This is a genomic window from Photobacterium profundum (assembly GCF_003026285.1).
GTDB lineage: Bacteria > Pseudomonadota > Gammaproteobacteria > Enterobacterales > Vibrionaceae > Photobacterium > Photobacterium profundum.
Window position 1 is genome coordinate 50459 of record NZ_PYOD01000009.1, and the last position, 17571, is coordinate 68029.

At 39.5% G+C, this 17571-nt stretch carries 13 protein-coding genes and 2 riboswitches; of the genes, 5 read left to right on the plus strand and 8 right to left on the minus strand.

Going from position 1 to position 17571, the window contains the following annotated elements; all coding sequences use genetic code 11:
• Positions 1 to 3 precede the first annotated feature (3 nt).
• Positions 4 to 1515: a multicopper oxidase family protein gene (locus C9J48_RS18720; protein ID WP_006232232.1), complete on the minus strand. Its 1512-nt coding sequence runs from the start codon at positions 1513 to 1515 to the stop codon at positions 4 to 6.
• Between the two features lie 629 nt (positions 1516 to 2144).
• Between C9J48_RS18720 and C9J48_RS18725 the strand changes: the two genes are divergently transcribed.
• The gene (locus C9J48_RS18725) at positions 2145 to 3659 is read left to right on the plus strand and encodes a Na+/H+ antiporter NhaC family protein (RefSeq protein ID WP_006232233.1); all 1515 of its coding nucleotides are present in this window, start codon (positions 2145 to 2147) and stop codon (positions 3657 to 3659) included.
• Between the two features lie 163 nt (positions 3660 to 3822).
• Here the strand turns inward: C9J48_RS18725 and C9J48_RS18730 are convergent, their stop codons facing one another.
• The 3 genes from C9J48_RS18730 to C9J48_RS18740 all read right to left on the minus strand — a co-directional run bounded on the left by C9J48_RS18730 (position 3823) and on the right by C9J48_RS18740 (position 6244).
• A complete protein-coding gene (locus C9J48_RS18730) occupies positions 3823 to 4569 on the minus strand; it encodes a transporter substrate-binding domain-containing protein (protein ID WP_050764912.1) in 747 nt (248 codons plus the stop codon).
• A gap of 381 nt (positions 4570 to 4950) precedes the next feature.
• Positions 4951 to 5349 carry a hypothetical protein gene (locus tag C9J48_RS18735; RefSeq protein WP_006232235.1) on the minus strand — a complete coding sequence of 133 codons (399 nt, stop codon included), beginning with the start codon at positions 5347 to 5349 and terminating at the stop codon, positions 4951 to 4953.
• A gap of 274 nt (positions 5350 to 5623) precedes the next feature.
• On the minus strand, positions 5624 to 6244 hold the full coding sequence (locus tag C9J48_RS18740) for a TetR/AcrR family transcriptional regulator (RefSeq protein ID WP_006232236.1): 621 nt from the start codon (positions 6242 to 6244) through the stop codon (positions 5624 to 5626).
• Positions 6245 to 6433: 189 nt separating this feature from the next.
• Between C9J48_RS18740 and C9J48_RS18745 the strand changes: the two genes are divergently transcribed.
• On the plus strand, positions 6434 to 7663 hold the full coding sequence (locus C9J48_RS18745) for an efflux RND transporter periplasmic adaptor subunit (protein ID WP_006232237.1): 1230 nt from the start codon (positions 6434 to 6436) through the stop codon (positions 7661 to 7663).
• A gap of 2 nt (positions 7664 to 7665) precedes the next feature.
• Positions 7666 to 10752, plus strand: a complete 3087-nt coding sequence (locus tag C9J48_RS18750) for an efflux RND transporter permease subunit (RefSeq protein WP_006232238.1) — start codon at positions 7666 to 7668, stop codon at positions 10750 to 10752.
• Positions 10753 to 10854: 102 nt separating this feature from the next.
• Here C9J48_RS18750 and C9J48_RS18755 read toward each other — a convergent pair whose 3' ends face one another.
• Positions 10855 to 11997: a DnaJ domain-containing protein gene (locus C9J48_RS18755; RefSeq protein ID WP_006232239.1), complete on the minus strand. Its 1143-nt coding sequence runs from the start codon at positions 11995 to 11997 to the stop codon at positions 10855 to 10857.
• A gap of 327 nt (positions 11998 to 12324) precedes the next feature.
• Positions 12325 to 13026, minus strand: a complete 702-nt coding sequence (locus C9J48_RS18760; RefSeq protein WP_006232240.1) for a helix-turn-helix domain-containing protein — start codon at positions 13024 to 13026, stop codon at positions 12325 to 12327.
• A gap of 577 nt (positions 13027 to 13603) precedes the next feature.
• A riboswitch (glycine riboswitch) is annotated at positions 13604 to 13754 on the plus strand.
• 27 nt (positions 13755 to 13781) lie between these two features.
• A riboswitch (glycine riboswitch) is annotated at positions 13782 to 13897 on the plus strand.
• A gap of 82 nt (positions 13898 to 13979) precedes the next feature.
• Between C9J48_RS18760 and C9J48_RS18765 the strand changes: the two genes are divergently transcribed.
• Positions 13980 to 15359 carry an alanine/glycine:cation symporter family protein gene (locus C9J48_RS18765; RefSeq protein WP_006232241.1) on the plus strand — a complete coding sequence of 460 codons (1380 nt, stop codon included), beginning with the start codon at positions 13980 to 13982 and terminating at the stop codon, positions 15357 to 15359.
• Between the two features lie 87 nt (positions 15360 to 15446).
• Here the strand turns inward: C9J48_RS18765 and C9J48_RS18770 are convergent, their stop codons facing one another.
• Together C9J48_RS18770 and C9J48_RS18775 are read right to left on the minus strand one after the other, a co-directional pair.
• Positions 15447 to 15857: an ester cyclase gene (locus C9J48_RS18770; protein ID WP_006232242.1), complete on the minus strand. Its 411-nt coding sequence runs from the start codon at positions 15855 to 15857 to the stop codon at positions 15447 to 15449.
• Positions 15858 to 16180: 323 nt separating this feature from the next.
• Positions 16181 to 16834, minus strand: coding sequence for an HAD family hydrolase (locus tag C9J48_RS18775; RefSeq protein ID WP_006232243.1), 654 nt, complete (start codon positions 16832 to 16834; stop codon positions 16181 to 16183).
• Between the two features lie 379 nt (positions 16835 to 17213).
• Here C9J48_RS18775 and C9J48_RS18780 point away from each other — a divergent pair, with 379 nt between their 5' ends.
• Positions 17214 to 17522 (plus strand): high-potential iron-sulfur protein, encoded by a 309-nt coding sequence (locus tag C9J48_RS18780; RefSeq protein ID WP_006232244.1) that lies wholly within the window; start codon positions 17214 to 17216, stop codon positions 17520 to 17522.
• Positions 17523 to 17571 lie beyond the last annotated feature (49 nt).

The window sequence follows — 17571 nt, forward strand, 5'->3', positions numbered from 1 at the left end:
TCACTATTCCTCTGGCTTAACATCAAACCTGGCCATCATTCTCATATCCTCGTGTTCAAGATTATGACAATGAAATACCCACGGACCGGGGTAATCTCTGAATTTAATGAATACTTCAACCTCATCATTTGGGCCAAGAATAATGGTATCCTTTCTCGCCATACCATCTCTTTCTTCTAAAGGCGGCCTTTTACCGTTACGGCTGATTACGCGCATTAATTCAAGATGAACATGGATTGGGTGCCACCAGCCACCAGATTTGTTAATAAAACGCCAGATAGCGGGTTGGTTCATCATAGGGCTTACCATTGGTCTCGATAGATCTGCCAACTTTCCGTTAATCGTCCATGCACCTTGTTTTTTGTCAAACTCAAACTCACTGACTTTGGCACGTTTCAACTCTGCTTTAGAAATCGGTTCAAAAGGTCGTAAGCTATTGGGAACAAGGCTGTTGTCTTCCACTTTTCCCCCTTCAACGATAAATTTGAGTAACCGTGGTCCTTTATTGGGCGTATCAGGTCGTAAGAAGTCACCTTTCGGGCCGCGTCCGTCTTCTTGTCGTAGCCTATTTTCAACAAAGATTGCAGTACCCGCCTCAAACTGAGAAAAGTCGAAAATAATCTCTCGACGCTCTGCCATTCCTAATAACATTGATTCTCGACCTCTTATAGGGGAAGAAAATAAACCACCGTCAGTCGCAATTAAGTCAAATGGATAGGTGTTTCGATCTTTATCAGTTATAAAGAGTTGATAAAATCTTGCGTTGGAACCATTTAAAAAACGGATTCGATATTTACGCCGTTGTACACGATGAAAAGGCTGAACCATACCGTTAACTAAAAACTTATCCCCTAAAAAACCGTTATGATCGAAAGAGTTATAAAGTAATGAGCCATCACGTGCGAATTGTTTATCTTGAAATACAAGGGGTAAATCAAACTCACCACTGGGTAATTGCAATCCGCTAGTATCATTTTCATCGCCAGTATCAAGCTCATCAAAAATAAGGAAAAAGCCAACAAGGCCACGGTAAACATTAGGTCCAGTAAAATCAAAAAAGTGATCGTGATACCAAAGTGTCGATGGGCGGTCAAAAGTATGTGCTTCACCTGTTGAGTATCCTGGATCTTCCATATCATAGCGATAGTCAAAGAAACCACCGTGTTCAAATACTGGATGAAAACCTAAGTTATCAATATTTTCCGGAAAACCATCAGAACGAGATTCAATATGCCCACCATGAAAATGGACCGTGGTATGTGTTAAACCAAACCCTTTATGGTCTATTGGTAACTGATTATTAAAACGCACACAAATAGGTTGTTTATCTACCCCCATTTTTACCATAAATGTCGGGCCTAGAGCTGTTGCGGTAATAGAGTCAACATTTGTATCTCGATAGCGCCATATCGATGTTTCAGGTAGATCACGGTGCATCTTTATCATTGCCTGCTCTTCAATAATCTCAAAATGCTTTGCATTGGCAGGTACATCTAATTGGTGTTGATTACCCACATCTATCGTCGGTAAGGTAAAGGCAGCGCATCTTTGAAGGGGGGTGTGGCTGGACTAGAAATATTATCATCGCCAGAAGATCCTTTACCTTTTGAGCCAAAATTATAATTGGTATAGAACAAAGTAAGTGTTCCTATACTCGAAATACCTATCTGTATCAGACGTCGTCTTGTTACCATGAAAATCTCCATCAAACATGTGTAAGAATAAAATGTGTTTATTTAATCCCTTACAAATCAACGTTTGCTGGCGGCATGTTGTTACAGATATTACTCATGAACATCGACAGTTATACAAGCTCTTTTTTATAGATGTCAGTGTAATAAACACTCTGTAAAACGTATTTCTGAAGGCAATTTCACTACATGTATTGTTTTTAATTGCCCAAAAATCCTTTTATTCTTATCCAGAAAATATAACCAAACCGATCAAACTATAGATTCAAATGCAATATTTTGCATCTAGCAATAGATCCATCTAGGTTCTTCTGAGTTCTGAGAATAAAACATCAACACTTAATCTCCCTACCCTATATACACGCTGACAAATTAAATATATATTCAATAAAAATGAATTTATAACAAAAATGGAATGACTCATTTCCAAGCTGTATTAGGAAGGAAGTAAACATGGAACAAACGGATGTAACCTCGCTAATCCCTATCATCATTACTTTGATACTTTCATTAAGTACACGAAACGTTGTAATAGGCTTATTTGGTGGCGTGTTAAGTGGTGTCGTTATGCTTAACGGCTTTAACCCCCTCGATACATTTGGGGTATTAGTAAAAGATCATTTAGTGCCTCAACTAACTGACAGCTATAATGCTGGCGTACTAGTCTTACTTGTTTTCATTGGCGGGTTTGTAGCATTAATGGAGCAATCTGGCGGTGGTCATGCGTTTGCTCAAAAAGTTACACACTGGGTAAGTACGAAGTGTCGTGCGCAAATATCTTCATGGTTTGGTGGTATTTTTATCTTTTTCTCCGATCTCGGTACGCCACTGATTGTTGGTCCGGTTTTCCGCCCCTTATTTGATAAGTTAAAACTCTCACGTCAAAAATTAGCATTCATCATTGATTCAACCTCATCTCCTGTGGCTATTCTTATTCCCTTTATTGGTTGGGGTGTTTATATCATGGGGCTTATCCAAAAAGAGTTTACTGCCTTAAATGTTGATATAACCGATTGGGAAGCATTTGTTCGTGCAATTCCTTTTCAGTTCTATGCATTTCTAGCCATTTTTATCGTCCCCTTAGTTGCCTTTAAGAAGCTTGATTTTGGTCCTATGGCTGAAGCAGAAGAAAAAGCACAACAAGGTATAATTACAGGCGGAACGAAAGAATCGCTTACCGCTTTTACGCATAAAAATGCAAAGTCATCATTTGTATGGGCCCCATTATTGGTTATGGCTGTTGTGCTTATCAGTATGCTTGCACCATTAGGCTTCCCGTTTGAGAAAATTTCTGGATCTTCGTTTAGAGCTGCGCTATCTAGTGCCTATTTCTTTGCTGCGATTACGCTAGTTGGCTTGATGGCACTGTATAAAGTACGAAATTTCTCTGATGGTATTTCGGTTTATTTAAAAGGAATGGGAAATATGATGCAGGTCGCCATCATTCTTATTCTTGCATGGACATTAAGCGGTGTAGGTAAAGATTTAGGAACAGCTGCATATATTGCAGAGCAAGCACAAACAGGATTTCCTCATTGGCTAGTACCCGCTGTGGCATTCTTGTTATCAGCAATAATTTCTTTTGCAACGGGCTCTTCTTGGGGCACATTTGCGATTATGATGCCTTTGGTGATTCCAACGGCTATTGCGATTGATGCACCACTTTATGCTTGTATAGGGGCGGTTTTATCTGGCGGGTTGTTTGGTGATCACTGTTCTCCTATTTCAGAAACAACAATATTGTCTTCGACAGGCTCTGGTTGTGATCAATTTGAACACTTTCGTACTCAGTTACCTTATGCACTTTTAAATGGTTTTGTTGCATTTTTCAGCTTTGTTATTGCAGGCATAATGAATACCCCTGTAATTCTAATTGGCGCTTTGATTACTCAAGCTTGTTTAGTTTTTGCCTTAGCCAAAATTCATCAGCGTCATTTAAAAAATAAACACGTTATCGCGGCACTATAACTATTCGTTGCCTCGCTCTAACATACACTGATATTAAAAAAGCCGCTAAATAATAGCGGCTTTTTTCTCACCTTAAAAAGAAGTGAGTTGTTTCTTCCTGAAACTATTAATTTTCTTCATTTCTATTTTTATTATTTACCAGGCTTACGCCATGGCATTAGCACTAACGCTCTAAGTGCACCAGTCCCCACTTTTTAGCAATACGTTCGAAAAAACCCTGAGTCTTTTTTAACTCAACCCAGTGGTTGATATAATTTATCCATACTTGGTCATCACGTGGTAACAACATCGCAATGGGTGTTGGTCTACGCATTCCTTTCACATCTGCAATTTTGAGTTGAGAGAACTTACGCGTTATTGTTGCCGCTTCAACGTTAGACGTCACAATAACGGTTGCTCTATTCGCTAAGAGCTCTTGATAGTCTCGAACCTCTGAATCAATCACATCATGTTTTGCTTTAGGAAAAAATTCTTTAACCATGCTTTCTTGTACTGTGCCTAGTGAAGAGGCAACAGTTACTGAAACATTATTGAAGTCATTCCATTTCTTAAAACGCGTCATATTCTTTTCTTGGATAACAGGAACAAATGCCAAGTAAAAATAGGGCTGACTATACCCTGCAACTCTGGCACGGTGCATATTCAGCGAGGCACTGCCCGTCATGTCATATTTATCTGTCACTACACCATTAACGAGATTTTTCCATTCTGCAGCCACATACTCAACCGTAACTCCAAGATCTTTAGCCAGCTCGGTTGTAATATCTATATCGTAGCCTTTATAGAAATTTGTTGCGGGATCTCGGATAGTCATCGGGTTCCAATCCCCCGTTGTCCCAACTTTTAATACACCACGATCGATGATTTGTTGTAGGCGACTTGAAGCAGCATCAACTTGTTGTGAAAGCATTAATCCTGGAATAGCGACCAGTAATGCACATACTTTACTGATGGACCAAGTCTTCATGATCACCTCATAATTTATATTGATGATGTTGAAACACACAAAATAAACATAGCAGTAAAATGTGATCTGAAAGGCAAAAAAATGCTCAATAGTATGCTAGATGGCTCTATTTTTCATTTATCTTAAAAGTAAGAATTTTTAGGCATTATTCTCAAGAATGAGTCATCAAAATGAGCTATCTGATCAGATAAGCTGACATTTAATTGCATTAGCTACCGTTATAATTTGGAATCACAAAAGATTAAAACAAAAAATCCCACACTTGCTTATTTATCGGAATAAGAAAGTATGGGCGGTATTAAATTGAACTATCGTGTTCGCTAATTAATCTTCACGCTTATCTAAAACGGTATAACCTTTTTTCTCTAAACAATTACGAACGACGTAATCTGCATCATTCAAATCTTTACTTCGACCAGCAAGACCACCACTTACGGCACCTGTTGCACCACCAAGAGCAGCTCCTTTAGCAGCACCTTCACCAGTCGCAGCTCCTGCTACCGCACCTAAGCCAACCCCTAACAAAGCACCATTACGTCGGGCTGCAACTTTGCTACCTGTCGCTTCATCTGCAAAACCAAGGCACTCTTGATATGCCTTATCATAATTCTCATCTTTATCCATCACTACGGGTTGTGTGTTATACGATAAAGCGCCATGACCAGAGCACCCCATTAAACCGAGAGAAATAACTATTGTTGCTGCAATCGTTAGCTTTTTCATATCGTATAAACCTTATGTTGAGCGGATAAGTTGATTAGAGAATCTCCATGTCTCGCTGCCAATATTCATTGCAAACATTGACGTCCTTGGTATGACGGTAATTTAACCAACTGCAGCATTTCTAGCTAATCACTAGTTCTTAACCAATTGATAAGCGTTGCTTATGACTCAGTGCTTTTATATAAAAAAAAGCCCATTATCTCTTTACTAACAGCAAGAGATGATGAGCCTTAACATTTACTACACAGTTAACACGAATAACGAAATTGAAAATCTATGCTTTAACTTCATAGCCAGCTAAGAAAAGATCTACACAGCTATTCAAATAAGTTCTACGATCTTCTTCTGTTTCTTCATTATCCTCACCTAAGTAAGACCAATAAACGATTCTTCCATGCCACATAAGTAATAACTGCATCGCAGCTTCATGAACTGGTATAGGCACATTCAGTACACCTTTATCAATAAAGTATTGAATATAATCAGCCAACATATCGGCTGTCGCTTTAGGCCCAGCGCTAAGATATACCTTCGCGAGTTGTGGGTGACTATCTCGTTGGCTAATAGCCGTTTTGTACGTATGCTGGGCTTCTTTCGTTAATAACATGCTTTGAAAAGAAAAAGCAAAATCACACAAAACTTCACGAATCGGTCTTGGGTCATCTACCAACCTTCCATCTAACTGATTCTCTGAACATTTTGCTTTTATGCACGTCTCAAAAAGCTCATCTTTCGTTTTAAAGTGTGAATACACTGTTTGCTTCGATACTTGCGCTTTAACGGCTATCGCATCCATGCTGATCGCATAGCCTTGCTCACAGAACAACTCTCCTGCCGCTTGTAAAATTTGTTGTCGTTTTTGCTCACTTCTTGGACTCAACACTACGGTCACCATTAATAAAACAATTTATTATCACTTTTGGCACAATCAAACTGGACAGTCTAGTTCCGATCGTATATTTTTTAATCATGTGGACTGAGAAGTCTAGTTTGATTCAAGTGCTCTATGATCGAAACCTGAATTAAATATGTATATAGACTAGACCGTCTAGTTTTAGAGTAATCCCAATCAGGAAAAATTACCATGCCACAGATATCATCGCGATATACATTACACGTACTGATACTTGCAGCATTACTTGGTGGCTGTAATAGTTCGAGCTCTGAGCCAGAAGTACAAGCAGAGCAATTACATATAGCCAGTGTTAATGCGATGACTTTAACACCATCTGATCATTACATGGTTACTCGTGAATACGTGGGCATTGTTCAGGCGGGTCAGCAATCCAACTTAGGTTTTGAACTCGGTGGAAAAATAGCGCAGATTTTTGTCGATGTCGGCGACAAAATTCAAGAAGGTGATCCGCTTATAGTTTTAGATACTCAGCTGCTAAAAACCTCTGCAGACCAGTTAACTGCACAGCAAGCGCAGATTACTGCCCAACTAGAATTGGTTAATGCAAACCTAAAACGTCAAAATACACTAAAGAAAAAAGGATTCAGTGCTGAATCTGAAATCGATAACTTGAACAGCCAACGTAATGCTTTACGGGCAAACTATCGTCAAATTGGGGCTACCTTGGCAGCGAATCGATTACAACAAGAAAAATCAACGATTTATGCTCCTTATAGCGGAACCATCAGTGCACGTTACATTTCAAAAGGTGATGTAGTCAATACGGGGTCTCCTACCCTTACATTACTTGCAAGTAACCGAAAAGAGGCACATGTTGGCATTCCTGCTAAACAACTTCTTCGTGTTAACCAACTCTCTCAATCTTCTGCCACAAACACTGAGAATACTGCGAATACAGATGGTAAGAAACAATGGGTTCTACGTATTGGTGATAAAACATACACCACTACGCTATTAAATCCTGGCGTCAGTGTAAATCTGAACTCTCGCTCTATTACCCTGCGTTTCGAATTACCTGACTCTGTTACTGCTATCGATGGTGAGTTAGCGTATTTACAATTAGACGACAAACACGATGACAATGGATATTGGGTGCCGCTTTCAGCGATGACCGATGGGCTTAGGGGCGTATGGAATGTGTATGTTCTCAGTGAAAAATCCGCAGATGAAAACAGTACATTAGAAAGTTCGAAAAAAAAGCTTCGCGTTGAGCGACGTTCTGTACAAGTTTTATATGCAAATGGAAAACAAGCGTATATCAGCGGTGCAGTGAATGCAGGCGAAAAGTTAGTGTCTGATGGACTACACCGTTTAGTACCAGGACAAACTGTCGTTATATCAGAAATGAGCTGGCTGCCAAAAAAGCTGTCACTCCCACTGATTGATAGCGAGGCCTAATAATGAAATATATTCTTGGCAATACTCGGCTGCTTATTCTTGCTGTTGCATTACTGATTGTGAGTGGTCTTTCAGCATTAAGCGCACTACCCCGCGCTGAAGATCCTATCATCAAAAATAGAATTGGCAGTGTTGTTACACATTATCCCGGCGCAACAGCTGAGCGTGTAGAAGCATTGGTGACGGAGAAAATTGAAACCAGCTTACGCCAACTTGATGAAATAAAAACATTATCATCAGTATCTCGTCCTGGTATCTCGGTGATTACAATAGAGCTGAAAGATGAGATTATGGATTCTGACCCCGTTTGGTCGCGAGCGCGAGATCAGCTCTCAGATGTTGTTCCGGTACTGCCTCAAGGTACTTCGGCCCCTGATTTAGATACCGATCATGCTTATGCCTTTACCATTATTACTGCACTCACTTGGCAAGGTAATACTGAACCCGATCTTTTAACTTTACGACGCTATGGTATTGAATTAGGTAACCGCTTACGCACGCTTAGCGGCACAGAGTTTGTCGATGAATACGGTTTACCGGATGAAGAAATTCTTGTTAGCATGGATCCTATTGTCGCAAGTGCATTAGGTCGTTCAGCAATATCAATTGCTGAAGCAATCAACGGGGCTGACGCAAAAAACTCAGCAGGAGAATTGGTAAATAGCAGTAACAGATTCGCACTAGAAGTTTCTGACTCTCTCGATTCCTTGGATCGTATTCGCCGTGTGCCAGTAGCAATTGATGATAGCGGACATGTTATTCGCTTAGAAGATATTGCCGATGTAGAGCGTCGCCAAGCCTCTCCTCCCGCAGAGATGGCTATCGTCCAAGGTCAGCCAGCGGTTATTATCGCAACACGTATGCAACCACATTTACGCGTTGATCTCTGGTCTAATCGTGTGCATACCTTCTTAGATTCTTTCCAGCAAGAGCTACCCAGCAACGTTAAAGTTAATATCCTGTTTGAACAACAAAGTTATACAGAAACCCGTTTATCAGATCTGTCTCAAAGTCTATTAATCGGTTTCACGATCATATTAATTGTTTTGCTTCTAACGTTAGGTGTTCGTTCAGCCATTATTGTCGCTCTTTCATTACCACTAACGAGCTTACTCACCTTAGCAATGATGAAGTTTACAGGGCTCCCCATCAATCAAATGTCGGTAACAGGTCTAATTGTTGCCCTTGGTATTATGGTCGATAATGCGATTGTGATGGTCGATACTATTCAGCATTATCGTCAGCAAGGTATCGAGAAACTAGACGCTGCAATGAAAGCATTAAATCATTTATGGGTGCCACTGCTTGGTTCAACCTTAACCACTATTTTAGCTTTCGCCCCTATTATTTTAATGCCGGGGCCAGCAGGCGAGTTTGTTGGCGCAATTGCGATTACCGTATCATTCTCGCTAGTGGGTTCTTATATTGTCTCTCACACTATTGTGGCAGGGTTTGCATCACGTTGGTTACCATCTGGAGAAAATAGCCACCACTGGTATCACACAGGTATAACCCTTCCAAAGTTAAGCAATGGATTTGAAAAAAGTGTTCGCATTGCGATTAAACATCCACTAATCACTGCATTGTTAGTATGTGTTTTACCGCTTACTGGCTTTTGGAGTGCCTCACAATTAACGGAGCAATTTTTTCCACCGTCAGACCGTGATATGTTTGAAATTAAATTGTATTTACCCCCACAAGCGAGCATTTTTGCCACAGCAGAAGCAACAAAATCGGTTGATCATATTCTGGCGCAATATGACGACATCGAAAATGTTAACTGGCTTGTTGGTGGCAACTTCCCTTCGTTCTATTACAACATGGCTGCACGTGAGAAAGGCGCAGCCTATTTCGCGCAGGCCATGGTAAAAGCGAAAGATTTTTCAGCCGCTAATGCAATGATTCCTGACTTACAAACAAAATTAGATATAGAACTACCTCAAGCACAAATCTTAGTAAGAAAACTAGAGCAAGGCCCTCCGTTTAATGCGCCACTCGAGGTGCGCTTATACGGTGCTAATCTCGACACATTAAAATCAATTGGTGAAGATATTCGCCTGATTATGACAGAAACGCCCTATGTCACTCACACCCGTGAAACCCTGCAGCCCGGTACACCCAAAGTTTGGGTAAACGTAAATGAAGAAGCAAGCCAATTAAGTGGCTTAACATTGAGTAAATTCGCTAATTTACTGCAAGCCTCTTTAACAGGTAAAGTAAGTGGAAATATAATTGAAGCATCTGAATCAATTCCAATAAGAGTCCGTGTTAAAGATGAAAACCGTGAGAATATGTCTCACCTCAGTAACCTTCGTTTACCCGTTATCTCTGAAGATGTGTTTACTGGGTTGCCCGTTTCCGCCCTTGCAGAGCTTTCTTTAACACCAAGTAGAGGCGCAATACCACGCCGTAACGGCCAGCGGGTGAATGTTATTGAAGGTTACATTCGTGCAGGGGTGCTACCGCAAACCGCACTTGACCATTTTCAAGCCAATATCAGCGAATATCAAAAAACAATTCCAGCAGGTTATCGAATCGAATTGGGCGGCGAATCAGCAGAACGAAATGAATCTGTCAGTAACTTGTTGGCTAACTTATCAATGGTCGTGACACTACTTGTTATGGTGGTTGTGATTTCGTTTAACTCATTTCGTTTAAGCCTGATTATCTTTACTGTTGGGTTACTTGCCGCTGGGCTAGGCCTGTTATCTGTCTGGTCATTCAGCTATCCCTTTGGGTTTACCGTTATTATTGGCTTACTTGGTTTAGTCGGCCTTGCCATTAATGCCGCTATCGTCATCTTGGCTGAACTTAAAGCCGATAAAGATGCAATAAACGGTGATAGCAACGCAATTCTTGCAGCAGTAATGAGCTGTACGCGTCATATAACCTCTACAACGATCACAACGATTGGTGGGTTTATGCCGTTAATCTTAGCGGGTGGTGGCTTCTGGCCGCCGTTTGCGGTCGCGATTGCTGGCGGTACACTGTTAACAACGATGATCTCGTTTTACTTTGTGCCCGCTGTGTTTCGACTGGCAGTATATAAAAAGCCGCTGTATAAAAACCAATCTGTCGCAGCCAGTTAACAATAAATAACGTTCGCTACAATCACAATAAGGAGAAGGAGAAGGAGAGGTTATGCTCTTGCTTTATACCCAAGCGACCTCTTATTCTTCCTTTAATGATCATCAGATGGAAGAAACACACGCATTATTTAATCTACCGAATGCTTCAGAAAAACCAGTATTCGAAAAGTATTCTTCATTGAGGAGTACACTTTTACTATCAGACCAATTTGCCGCAGAAGATCCTTTACCATAAGGAATATCATAAACAATAAAGTGACGTTCTTTTCGATCAAAGATCATGTTTGCAGACAAACGTCGTGCTCTAACCGTTTCATTCAAATAATATTCAAAGCCTGAATCACAACTTTTCACAATATAAGAACCTTTATCACTGCGCACTGCAATATAAGGTTTCTGACTGTCTTCGTAAAACTTTAGCTGCCACTGACCAATAACCTTGTCAATTTGAATACGTGCGATAGGCTCTGGCTCTATAGCCAAAACAACCGTTGTCTCGACTTGATTAGCAATAGGGTTATTGACTACATCTAACGGATTCACATCCACGATGGTAGCAATAGCATTAGGTTCTATATCTTGATGATTAAACCATGCGAATACTGCCAGCCAAGGGGCTTTACCTGCACTTAGCAACAACACAATAAGCATAACTGGTACCAATAGTACTAACCCCACTCGCTTAGCGTTGAAGTAGCCTAATGACTTAATTTGAGAGGCGACTTTTTGTGTCAGTACCGTTGGGTCAGCCGCATTATTTCCGGAGCTAGACACGGCATGAGATTGATTTTTCGCTGCTAACTCCCCCTTTGCTTCCGCTAACAATTGGGCTAACCTAGTGTTCTCTTCTTGAAGTTTACCTACATCATTACTGGCAGTATTTTTCATATTATGAATGTGCATAGAGCTATCAGCAAAAGCTTGCTGAGCTTCCTTTTGAGCGCTAGCTAATTTCTTTACGAGCGTATCTCTTTCCTCTTTCAGATGCCGGTAATCATTTTGAAGGCGGTGAATCTGGCTCAAGTACTTCTCAACAGATTTCGTTTGAACATATTCAGTATTAAACGCTTCTTGTTGTCCCTTTCCTTCACTTACATATTTATAGGCTTCTGAAATAAGTTGCATCAATGCTTTAGAGCCACCTTTATCAGGGTGAGAGCGATTAGATAGGTGTTTATAGCGACGTTTTATATCACTTTGGGGAGTATCTTGGTTTGTACCTAAAATATCATGAAATGAAGTCATTAACGGATGCTGTTCCTGAATGCAATGAGAAAACCAATCATATAACGCTAACTGTATTTGTAGTGAAGAAATACATACAATTATAATATGCATTCTATTTTATATGAAGAGGAAAATAAAAAGAATTCCACCGTATCAAAAACAGCCAGAAACGTTTCTATCCCTACATTGGTTTATATATCGACTAAGGTAAAGCAAACTTTATAACATTGAGTTTATTGTTAATATGGAAATGACATAAAAGGTATGATATTGAAAGTAATTCTACATTGTATGAAGATTAAATATCTATTGAATAATGAATGAAACGGTATCATTCCAATACCGTTAATTCACATCATGTTTTTTTAATCTAAATTCGCCTGGTGAACAACCAATGTGTTTTTTAAATACACGAGAGAAATAGGAAACATCTTTAAAACCCGCAGAAGTTGCGACCGAAGATATTTTCTCTCGATCAGAGATTAACAAACCACAAGCTAAATCCAATCGTTTTTTAATGATGTACTGTTTAAGGGTCACACCCATTACATTATGAAATAAACGTGAAAAATAGGTCGGTGAATATTGGCAGGCATTAGCAAGATCTTCTTCACGCAAAGGAGCACTTATATTTTGATCGATGATGATCAAGGCAGGTTTAATGGATAGTTCACGCTGTTCATATGCACCACTTTCAACATTGACAGTATGGGTATGTAGACGGGTAAAACACTCATCTAATTGTTGCCGATTTGAATTTACGCTGATGACATCATCACCACCAGCACGTAACACATTCAGTGCTAAATCTGCATCAAGTTCATGATATACAATAACGACTTTCGTTGCTGCATGACGTTGCTTAACAGCTCTTAGTAATTCAAACCCTTCTGAACTAGAATTTTTCACTTCAAGGAAGATCAACTCATGTCCTGTCATTGTCGACAGAATTTCAAAAGGAGAGACATCAACAACGCTATGAAAATGCTTTAAATTTTCTTTCGCTTCAATGTGTTTATTATGATGATTACAGCTAACCCAAATCACATTTTCACCTTATTGCTAGGGTTATAACGTCATGTATTTCAGCTCAAAATTAGAGCATAAACATGCCAATTTATACATAACGACTCATATGAAATGTTGTTATGAATACGCTTTGTACCGACGTTTCCTGTCAATAATGTATAAATAATTATACAAATCTATTACTATATTTTTTCTTATTTATAAATAATTAACGGTTAAATAATCAAATAAATCCAGTTTTATAATCCTGTCTCATTTCTAAAAAATAATTATTTTATTTTCTACTATTGACCAAACTAACAATTACTATCAACATTAAATTGGTTAAAATACGCGACCTTTATATTCCAAAATGGAATATAAAAAGTGCTATTATTCCTAAAGCATCTACTTATTTTTCTTCGCTTATACAAGGAAATTAAATTTATAACGACAAAATAATGATACAAGCTACTTTCAGAAGATAGCAAACTTCATGCTTATGACAAATATGTGTATTAATCTCACATCGTATTTTTTTGATTATTTACTCCATTTTTTTGCAGACAATCACATTTTTATCAATTAGTATTGCGGCTGAAAAAATTGAGTTCCGATGAAGATAGCAGGAGAGTGGCATATTATTCGCTGGCAGAAATAGTCTGGTACGAATATAAGCCCGCCGAAGAAGTAAGCGTTCTTAAACCGTTTGTTACTGTTCAAACACAAGACGTAAATCTTTCAGGCACTGGAACATATACCTTTTAACAAGGTATCCGGTATGGACTGTTATTGGAGGAGCCTCTGGAGAGACCCGTTAAATCGGGCGCCGAAGGAGCAAGCTTTCCTTTTTGCTGTTTTAACATGCATGGAAAGTGAAACTCTCAGGCAAAAGGACAGAGGAGATAAGATCAACAGCCCAGAAACTATTTCTGTACACACTTGTTTCTGTTGTTCTATGTCTCTTCCTTTGAAGTTTAAAAGGAGGAATAATGAATCCGCTACAAAATACACTTCAAGTTATTGATAACCTTGTTTGGGGACCGCCACTACTAATTTTATTAGTCGGTACTGGTCTTTATTTAACAATACGTCTTGGTTTTATCCAAATTCGTTACTTACCTCTAGCACTTAGTTATGTGTTTTCAACTAAACATCGTACGAAAGGTGATGGTGATGTCTCTAGCTTTGCTGCACTCTGCACAGCCCTTTCCGCCACGATTGGTACCGGTAATATTGTTGGCGTTGCAACAGCAATCAAAATGGGGGGACCCGGCGCACTATTCTGGATGTGGCTAGCTGCCCTATTTGGTATGGCGACCAAGTATGCAGAATGCCTGTTGGCTGTGAAATATCGCGAGCAAGATGCTAACGGTCAAATGATCGGTGGACCAATGTATTACCTAGAAAAAGGGGTCGGTAGTAAAATTCTTGCTAAACTTTTTGCCTTTTTCGCCCTAGGTGTTGCATGTTTTGGCATTGGCACATTCCCACAAGCAAATGCGATTGTTGATGCTGCTTACCTTTCTTTTGAAGCACCCAAAGAATACACCATTGTGATTTTAACATTACTCGTGGCAACGGTGACACTCGGTGGAATAAAGTCGATTGCAAGTGTAGCCAGTAAGGTTGTACCTGTAATGGCTGGTTTTTATATTTTGGCTTGCCTATTGGTATTAACAACTCAAATTCACGCTCTACCTGAAGCCATCGCTTTAGTGATTAGCTCTGCATTTACTGGTCATGCTGCTGCAGGTGGTTTTACCGGTGCAGGTATTATGCTTGCGATACAATCAGGTATTGCTCGCGGTGTATTTTCAAATGAATCGGGTCTTGGTAGTGCACCTATTGCAGCCGCGGCTGCGAAAACAGATTCATGTGTTCGCCAGGGCTTAACATCGATGACGGGTACATTTTTTGATACCATCATCATATGTACCATGACAGGGCTTACACTTATTGTTACGGGTGCATGGCAGAGTGAGTATGCAGGTGCTGCAATGACAACCTATGCGTTTGCTGCTGGTTTAGATTCAGCGTATTGGGGACCATTGATGGTATCGGTAGGGCTAATGTTCTTTGCGTTTACCACCATCATTGGTTGGAATTATTATGGCGAACGCTGCATAACTTACCTTTTTGGTGTTAAAGCTATTTTACCTTATAAAATTGTCTTTTTGGTATTAGTGGCAAGTGGCGCCTTCTTAAAGCTGGATATGATTTGGCTAATTGCAGATATTGTAAATGGCTTAATGGCTGTACCTAACTTGATTGGTTTAGTCTTGTTACGTGGTGTTGTTATTTCAGAAAGTAATATGTACTTTGAGCAGCTAAAAACGCTAACAGCCAAAAAAGCACAACACGCCTTATAACATTACACATTATCATGAAGGTAAGCCGAGAGGTTCTCTTGTACTCACCCTGAAGTTCTTGTGCTTCACCTTCATGTTAATCGCTAATTATTCCAAATAACGCGTCAGCTGTTGGTATAAATCAAAGCTACTGTCTTCTAACCAACAATCTGTCATTAACCCATCTTTCATTTGAAATAACACCATTCCTGTCATTTTAACACTCTGGTTTTTTCCTGGTATCTTAATCCAACCGCCATGATATGTGGCTTCACATTGATATAAGACCACCGTTTTATGTTCTTCGGTAATGATTTGAGAAATAGTAAAGCGGACATTATTGAAACGTTGTTGCCAAATATCAACAAAGGAAAGGTAGTCTTCATGTGTCAGCGAAAAGCTTCGCCCTCCTGAAGTATGAAAATTAAAAGGATTTGTCGCACATTCAGCCAGCAACTGAGCATCCCCCTTCCCCCATACCTCATGAAACCAACCCTTTATCCATTCTTCTTTATTCATCTACAGCCTCCAATGCAAAGTAGACAAGCGCTCTAACCTAACCCCTCGCTTGATCACTCAATGAAACAGATTTATTGCATTTTTATATGTTCATAATTTATTTTACGGATACAACTACAAGATTAGACTCAAAATCACAAAAGTGCTGAAAGGTTGAGCAGAAGTTGCATCACAGAATGATATGCCAACAGAAAAATAAATACTGGAAGGTTAGAGGCTAGTTACCATCACCACTTACACGTAAACATTCAATGATGATGGTAATTGTTGCACTTACTTAGATGAAACAAGCATGGTTCATAATGCGATGAGGTAATAATACCTTAAAGCGACAACTGTGAGAAAACAGATTGGTAATGTGTAAAGTTAGGTATCTGAGTATGGTGTTTAACCCCTGTACCCACCGCTACAAAATCGTACCCGAGCTCTTGACTGGCATTCTTATTCCATTCACCATCGCCAAAAAAAACACGACGATCAAATGTTTCACCAGTATCTTGCTTTGCTCGAAACGCAGCAAGTGCCATGATTTCGGTACGACTCATCGCATCAGATGATGATGTAAATGTGATCTTAGATGCATCAATGCCAACCGCTTGTAATTTCAATTTAGCCGCAGACTCCCAAGCCCCCGTTGCAATTGCAATATGCGTATCTTCACGATCCTGCATTTGATCAATAAACTTCTTTGCACCTTTAATTTCATGCATTTCTGACGGATTGTTATTTAAGTATTCACGAATACGTTCTAAATAACGGGCTTCAACTTTACGATGAATAATCGAACGGCTTTCACTGACATTATTCTTTAATAGTATTTCATCAATAATGCCAGAATCAGTGACTTTCTGATATTGGCTCCAATTACCATCAGTAGAGATACCCAGAACATCTTCAATTGCCAGCGTTAAACAATGTTGATCAATTTCATCAGAATCAACTAAAGTGCCATCTATATCTAAAAGAAATAAGTTCATTTTCTCTACCTTTATTGTTTTGTCTGGTGGTATCGCGAACACAGCATGCGCTTGTAAACAAAATGTTGCAAGTTAAGAATTGATACAATCTATGTATTTTATAAAAATGATCAATCCCTTTTTAGTCAAATGGTTACTGTTATCAAATGATGGAATTATGGCCTAGTAGCATGCAATCCATTACACAAGCTACGTGATCATGTGAACAATTTAGAAAGATAACGTTGCTAGATCGCACGATCCATTCCAAACTTATGAACTAATATCCCTGCTAGTTCGTATTAATGTTTGAATCACAAAGCGTTAAAGTAACGTTATAAAAAATAGAGAATCACAATAAATATTATTAGATCAGTAATGTCGTTAAAAAGGATAATCCATGAAAAATCACCCTACACGTAGACGTTTTCTAAAACTTGGACTTGGTGGCGTAATCGGTGTCACCCTTGGTGGTACAGATTTAATCAAACCTGCACATGCAGAAGATCTTCCTCATCTAGCTGAAGATAACCCGCAAGCTGCAGCCTTACAATATGTTCACAAATCACCAGACGACAGCAAACACTGTTCTGGCTGTTTACTTATTCTAGGCAATGACGGCGATGAATGGCGTCCTTGTGGTGTATTCCCTGGCAAACTAGTATCAGCAACAGGCTGGTGTTCTGCATTTGCACCTAAAGCTGCATAACGATAGCTAATCACCTTATAAAATGAAATAAGCCCTCATAAGAGGGCTT

Coding starts and splice junctions, on each gene's coding strand:
- C9J48_RS18725 (WP_006232233.1), top strand. CDS start 2,145: ATGGAACAAACGGATGTAACCTCGCTAATCCCTATCATCATTACTTTG.
- C9J48_RS18730 (WP_050764912.1), bottom strand. CDS start 4,569: ATGCTTTCACAACAAGTTGATGCTGCTTCAAGTCGCCTACAACAAATC.
- C9J48_RS18735 (WP_006232235.1), bottom strand. CDS start 5,349: ATGAAAAAGCTAACGATTGCAGCAACAATAGTTATTTCTCTCGGTTTA.
- C9J48_RS18740 (WP_006232236.1), bottom strand. CDS start 6,244: ATGGTGACCGTAGTGTTGAGTCCAAGAAGTGAGCAAAAACGACAACAA.
- C9J48_RS18745 (WP_006232237.1), top strand. CDS start 6,434: ATGCCACAGATATCATCGCGATATACATTACACGTACTGATACTTGCA.
- C9J48_RS18750 (WP_006232238.1), top strand. CDS start 7,666: ATGAAATATATTCTTGGCAATACTCGGCTGCTTATTCTTGCTGTTGCA.
- C9J48_RS18755 (WP_006232239.1), bottom strand. CDS start 11,997: ATGACTTCATTTCATGATATTTTAGGTACAAACCAAGATACTCCCCAA.
- C9J48_RS18765 (WP_006232241.1), top strand. CDS start 13,980: ATGAATCCGCTACAAAATACACTTCAAGTTATTGATAACCTTGTTTGG.
- C9J48_RS18770 (WP_006232242.1), bottom strand. CDS start 15,857: ATGAATAAAGAAGAATGGATAAAGGGTTGGTTTCATGAGGTATGGGGG.
- C9J48_RS18775 (WP_006232243.1), bottom strand. CDS start 16,834: ATGAACTTATTTCTTTTAGATATAGATGGCACTTTAGTTGATTCTGAT.
- C9J48_RS18780 (WP_006232244.1), top strand. CDS start 17,214: ATGAAAAATCACCCTACACGTAGACGTTTTCTAAAACTTGGACTTGGT.